Source organism: Actinotignum sp. usb-actsch-rep-73, from assembly GCF_059082735.1.
Genome location: NZ_JBHNPV010000078.1, coordinates 1 through 5,970 on the forward strand (window position 1 = coordinate 1; position 5,970 = coordinate 5,970).

General features: G+C 54.8%; 6 protein-coding genes. All 6 read right to left on the reverse strand.

Annotation, left to right across the window (positions count from 1 at the left end):
- Positions 1-1,088: Cys-Gln thioester bond-forming surface protein (locus AC5RE1_RS07070; protein WP_493938500.1), on the reverse strand; the 1,088-nt coding region annotated here is incomplete at its 3' end.
- 504 nt (positions 1,089-1,592) lie between these two features.
- The gene (locus tag AC5RE1_RS07075; protein WP_006680344.1) at positions 1,593-3,146 is read right to left on the reverse strand and encodes a recombinase family protein; all 1,554 of its coding nucleotides are present in this window, start codon (positions 3,144-3,146) and stop codon (positions 1,593-1,595) included.
- Positions 3,143-4,381, reverse strand: coding sequence for a recombinase family protein (locus tag AC5RE1_RS07080; protein WP_493938502.1), 1,239 nt, complete (start codon positions 4,379-4,381; stop codon positions 3,143-3,145). Before AC5RE1_RS07080 ends, AC5RE1_RS07075 begins: the two co-directional genes overlap by 4 nt.
- Before the next feature lie 82 nt (positions 4,382-4,463).
- Positions 4,464-4,652, reverse strand: a complete 189-nt coding sequence (locus AC5RE1_RS07085) for a hypothetical protein (protein WP_006680346.1) — start codon at positions 4,650-4,652, stop codon at positions 4,464-4,466.
- Positions 4,649-5,062: a hypothetical protein gene (locus tag AC5RE1_RS07090; RefSeq protein WP_006680347.1), complete on the reverse strand. Its 414-nt coding sequence runs from the start codon at positions 5,060-5,062 to the stop codon at positions 4,649-4,651. Before AC5RE1_RS07090 ends, AC5RE1_RS07085 begins: the two co-directional genes overlap by 4 nt.
- Before the next feature lie 216 nt (positions 5,063-5,278).
- A partial coding sequence (locus tag AC5RE1_RS07095; protein ID WP_493938501.1) for an N-acetylmuramoyl-L-alanine amidase occupies positions 5,279-5,970 on the reverse strand: 692 nt, incomplete at its 5' end.

Here is a 5,970-nt window from a genome sequence, read left to right on the forward strand (position 1 = left end):
TCTGGCGCTACGGTCTTTTTATCTACCATCGCGATAACTGGAATGCGCTCTTGCGGGGTGTCCTTGGAGCTAATGAAACGCTGGTAATTCGAAAGGTTTGGGATGTAAACGCCGATGTTTTTATCAACAATGTCGCTATCTGAATTTGAATCCTCAGCATAGGCAATGATTTTCTCGTATGCTGCTTTAACTTTTGCCCCCTCAGGAGTATCAATTCTTCCGAAACCGTGAGTTTTCTGGGAATCTACGCCATCTTTAGCTACTATTTCGCGGATTTTCTCTAAGGTGAAAGAGTCTGACCAGTAGTAGACAGCAAGCTGAGTAGCTGCGCGGAACTCGGTGGAAGTCAGCCCAGTGCCAAAAGTTTTCTTGTTATTTGGATAGCCGGCCTCGATGACCTTACGAATTTTAAGAGCAAGAGTAGCTGGATCTTGCACCTTGGGAGTATTGGCATACTGAGCCAAGCCATCGAAAACATAGCGTGCTGTGAAATTGACTTCTTTCCCAGTCACATCTGGGTCGATGTTTTCACCATAGTTATAAGAGTCCGGTGGTTGGTTCAGATCCATATTGAAGCAATAAATGACCTCGTCTCCTGCGGCAGACTCGTTTTTAGTATCCCGATCAACATAGTAGTTTTTGCCGTAAGGATTCTGTCCCCAATGAGGAGTTTCGTCATTGAAATCGTTATAGGCTCTTACTGGAGTTGCGTCTACCGGAGAAAAGCTCAAAACTGTTGACGGGGCTTCGATTGTGCCTTTATCTGTTACGGTAAAGCTGATCGGCTCTGCTACATCATAGTCCTTCGGTGCAGAAGTTTCGGTAAGCGTATATGTACCAGGAGCAAGCTTTACTTCATGCGGGCTTGTTGATGATGTCCAGGTTTGTGGATCGCCTCCCGGAATTGAGAGGCTTAAGTGTGCATCTTTGAGCTCAGAAGAAGTATTATCTTCCGCTACTTTGCTTATCCTGACGGGGTAAGTGGCGGAATCCGCAGCGGAAGCTTGAGCGGTTGCTATTCCGCCAGTGAGTATGAGAGCGCTCGTCGATATAGCGACTATTAATGATTTGCGAAAAGTGGGCAACATTATACATTCGCCTTTCTTGGTAGATGCACGCTGTTACGGTTGCATCCTAAGCGGTTTCTGTAGAAAAAATGGCGTTTTAATAGGAAAAATGCTGATATCATCGCAAGAAATGAGTGACAAATGTCACATTATGGAAAATTCTTTAGGAGCATGTTCCGTATGCCCTATTAGCTAAATTTTTACGTCTAGTCGATCTAAATATTTGAGCGGGCGACGGGATCCCCAGTGCCACACCGCGGCACAGTGGGCCCATTTCAATTCCCGGCCCGACACTAAAACCGACACGCCATCTAAAGCACCACGTTTGCGCCTATAGCCCCACAATTCGGGCATTAGCACTAAAACCGACCACAAGGGAACAACCTTGTGGCCGGCTACAAGAGACTTAGACGTTCATTTTGATACAAGACTGGCTTGGGGGCAGATTCATTCGGTAGGGGGTGTTTTCCAAAGACGGGGGTAGAATTGCTGGTTTTTATTGCTGTGAGCGAGTTAGCTGGCCGATTATTCGTCTTTGAAGATGACGCTGATGGCTCCATTAGCGTTGATAATGGCGTGGTCGACGAGGGTGTTCCATGCTTGGTCGCTGTATGCGAGTGGTGGCAGGGTGGCGAGGTAGAAGTGGACTTTGATGGCTTGTGCTCGGCGGTGGCGCAGATCGTCGATCTTGTCGGTGATGTGCTGGTGCTCGGTCTCGAGTTGGCGGTGTCGGGTTTCGAGCTGGTGGTAGCGGCGGTCGTAGTCGTCGGGGTCGTGGGCTGTGGCTGCTGCGGTGGTGATGAGTTGGTTCATCAGCGTGATCGTTTCTTCGATCCGCTCCCCTAGCGTGGCCTGCTGAGTTTCCAACTCGCGGGTGTCGTAGACGGTTTCGTCGAGCAGGCACATGGTGTCATCGAGAACGTCAGTGTTGGTGACGCGCTCAGCCAGGGCGGCGACGAAGGCGTTTTTGATCTGCTCCTCGGTGACGTGGGGTGTCGCGCAACGATGAATTTTCTTGTATTTGTTGTTGCAGCGCCAGATATAGCGGCGGTATTTGCTGGTGGAGTGCCACACTTTCCTCCCGAATGAGCCACTACACTCGCTGCAGGTGATCTTGTTGGCAAAGGGGTGGGTATTAGAGGTGCCTTTGCCTGCGCGGCGGGCGAGTTCTGTTTGGACCACGTCCCAGGTGGCTGGGGTGATGATGGGTTCGTGGTTGCCGGTGACGTAGTACTGGGGTACTTCGCCTTCGTTGACTTTCATGGTTTTGGTCAGGAAGTCGGTAGTGAAGCTCTTTTGGAGCAGCGCGTCGCCTTTGTATTTCTCGTTGGTCAGGATCGATCGCACAGTCGAGGGCGACCAGATTTGTTTGCCACGCGGTGTAGGAATCTGATCAGCGGTGAGTTCTTTGGCGATGGTTTGAGGGGTTGCGCCTTCTAGGAAGCGGGCGTAAATGCGCCGCACGATCGGGGCTTGGGTTTCGTCGATGGCGAGGTTTCCCTCCTCGCCTTTCTTGTAGCCCAACAGTGAAGCGTAGGGAACCATGATTTTCCCGTCGGCGAAGCGTTTACGGTGGCCCCAGGTGACGTTCTCGGAAATTGAGCGGGATTCTTCTTGCGCCAGACTCGACATGATCGTGATGAGTAATTCGCCTTTGGCGTCAAAGGTGTAAATATTTTCCTTCTGAAAATAGACCTCGACGCCTGCATCCTTGAGCTTGCGCACGGTAGTGAGCGAGTCGACGGTGTTGCGAGCAAACCGGGACACACTCTTGGTGAGGATCAGGTCGATTTTGCCTGCCAGAGCGTCATCGATCATGGTTTGGAATCCTTCACGGCGTTTCATAGAAGTGCCAGAGATGCCCTCATCGGAATACATGCCCGCGAACTGCCAATCATTACGGGAGCGAATGTAGGTGGTGTAGTAGTCGATTTGGGCCTCATACGAGGAGGTTTGTTCTTCCATCTCGGTAGAGACGCGAGCGTAGGCGGCGACCCTTCTGCGCGCTGGTACCCCAGACGGGGTTGTGACATTCCCAAATTTCTTTGTTGCGGGTATCGCTGTGACGGTGCGACTCATGCCAACCTCCCCTCACTGGTTAACCCCACTGGTGTCATGGTTCCATCCGCGAGGTGGAAGGTGAGCTGATGCTCGAAGGCCTCGATCATCACGATCTGCTCGCCAACCTGGACGGGGTCGAAACCCTGGGTGCCGAGCATGTATGCGCAGGCGTGTTCGAGGAGGCTTTCGCGTAGATTATGTCCGCCGCAGGGGTTGCCGTTCCCGGTGCAGGCACTCCAGCAGCGCCAGAACTTGTATGAGGTTCCAGACTTGTAGGTGCGGGTTTTGCGTTGATAGCTCTTCCCACACGCACCACAACAGATTCGTCCAGTGAATACGCCCGTGTTCTTTGACGGGGTCGCCGCCGGGCCCACCTCACGCCTGTGCGCGATTTCTGCTTGCACCGCGTCAAACATCGCCTCGTCAATGATTGGTGGGAGGGCTTGCTCGACCCAGTAGCGTGGCAGCTCCCCGTTGTTGAGGGCACGTGTGGGTGCTTGGATTGTGGGGCGGTACATTTTCTGTAGCATTTGGCAGCCCTTGTAGCGCTCGTTTTCGAGCATGCGACGAAACACTGACCCGTAGAACCGTCGCCCTCCCCGAGAGCGTTTACCTTCAGCATTGAGCATCGTCGCGGTTTTCTCCGGGCTGATCCCATCGAGATAATTAGCAAACAGTAAGCGCACAATCTTGGCTTCTTCGTCAATGATGGTGAACTCGCCGTTTGCCCAGCTATAGCCGTAGACGACGAAAGAATTTGTGCCACCATTCTTGTACCGGTTGCGGATCGCCCATTTGACGTTCTGGGATAGTGAACGGGATTCTTCTTGAGCAAACGACGCCAACAAGGTCAGTAGGAGTTCCCCGTCAGCGCTGAGGGTGTCGATCTGTTCACGCTCGAAACGCACCGCCACACCAAGATCTTTGAGATCACGGACCGTAGCGAGCAGGTCGACAGTGTTGCGGGCAAGGCGAGAGATCGACTTCGTCAAAATAACGTCAATGCCGCCTGCCTTAGCGGTGTCCATGAGGTGTTTGAATCCATCGCGATGCTTGGTGGAGGTGCCGGTAATACCTTCGTCGATAAATACCCCGACATAGTCCCACCCAGGGGTGGATTGAATCAGATGGGAGTAGTACGATACCTGGGCGGCGATCGACGACAATTGCCGTTCGTGCTCAGTGGACACCCGCGCGTAGGCCGCTACCCTCAACCGCTGCGGCCGTGCTGGTCTCGCCGGGATCACCCTCATCTCACCCACGTATCTCAATCTCCTTACACTGCTCGTTTCCCCTAATAAATAAGGGGTTCAGCTGGTTGTATCCATCTACGCTCTAAACCCGCGTTTTATCCAGTCGAACCCGCAAAATCAGCCCACCAACAACAGCAGGAAACTCCCCCGCCACACGAGTCAACACCACGCGGGCTTCACTGTCCGTCAGTGCACCAGTGTCAGTGAGCCGATCAATGAACCCCACAACCCTGGCTAGATCAACCTCGGCATCAAACACGCCCTTGGTCATCGACTGCCACCCTTGGTGCCGAACCGGTGGCGGATGTAGCAGGCATGGCAGCAGTACTTACGCCCCGCATTCCCATACGCTTGAAAAGGCATGTCACAGTTTGCGCACGTGAACTCATAGAAGGCTTTGCGGGTGCCTGCTTCTGGGTGGGTATGCCAGAACGCCCGCCGATGCTCGCTACAGCAAAATGATGGTTTCTTCCCATCCGCGCGTTGCGACAGTTTGATTCCGCACCAGCGGCACCACCGCCCATCAGGGTCAGCTTTCGCTGTTGGTTCGATACCTGTGCGGGTGACATAGGCGCGGATCTGATCGCGGCTGACCGCAAGACGTGCAGCGATCGCCTTATACCCAAGCCCGCCCAAGCGCATGCGCCTGGCTGCTTGTTTTTCTCTCTCATCTAACGCCATCACTGGCCTCCTCTCCGTAGAAGGCCACGAATGCGTGCCGAGTTAACCCTTCGCCGGAGGTCGCGTGTGGGCCTTCTGCCCATACGCCCTCGGGCACCTGCGAATCCGGACGGGTAAGAAAACCTCAAGAATGATGAAAAGCCCCGCCACCACCGGCTCCCCGAGAATCTGGGAAGTCACAGTGGTGACGGGGCTAAGTTCGTTGACCTCTAGCTGTTAGTAGCCGAGCTTGGCGTTGACTCGCGCCTGGACAGCGCTGTAGAGATTTCCGAGGCGGCGCTTACGATCTTCACCGTTGCCGTACTCGCCACGGATCACGGTGTCGGCAAGAGCATCAATGTTGGGACCCGCAGGCTTGGCGGCAGGTGCACGGCCCGCGAGCTTCTCATTTACGCGAGCTTGCACGGCGGCGTAGTTGGCTCCGAGGCGGAGCTTGCGCTCCTCCCCATTGCCGTAATCACCGCGAATCACTGCATCAGCCAATGCGTCGATGTTGGGCCCTGCTGGCTTCGGGGCGGATGCGTTGCCGGAAAGCTTCTCGTTCACTCGCTGTTGGACAGCCGCGTAGTTGGCTCCGAGGCGGAGCTTACGCTCCTCCCCGTTCCCGTACTCGCCGCGAATCACCGCGTCGGCGAGGGTGTCGATGTTCGGCGTTGCAGGAGCAGGTGCTGGTGCTGGTGCTGGGGTGTTGCCGGTCATTTGGTCATACCAAGACTGGGCGCGAGCCATGTAGGCGGTGTGCTGGGAGCCAGCCAATGAGGCTGGGCAGGCGGTTGGGATGAAGTCTTTGTGCCCGAACACGTTCTTGCCCCACGCCGGGCGGCCAAGGCCGTAGAACTTGCAAACGGCCGCGACGAGGTGTGCACCGTTATCCAGGCAGGCTTCGGATACCGCCCACGGGTTCGAGG

Excerpts from the sequence above, each read along its gene's own strand:
- AC5RE1_RS07080 (WP_493938502.1), bottom strand. The coding sequence starts at position 4,381 with ATGAGGGTGATCCCGGCGAGACCAGCACGGCCGCAGCGGTTGAGGGTA.
- AC5RE1_RS07090 (WP_006680347.1), bottom strand. The coding sequence starts at position 5,062 with ATGGCGTTAGATGAGAGAGAAAAACAAGCAGCCAGGCGCATGCGCTTG.
- AC5RE1_RS07075 (WP_006680344.1), bottom strand. The coding sequence starts at position 3,146 with ATGAGTCGCACCGTCACAGCGATACCCGCAACAAAGAAATTTGGGAAT.
- AC5RE1_RS07085 (WP_006680346.1), bottom strand. The coding sequence starts at position 4,652 with ATGACCAAGGGCGTGTTTGATGCCGAGGTTGATCTAGCCAGGGTTGTG.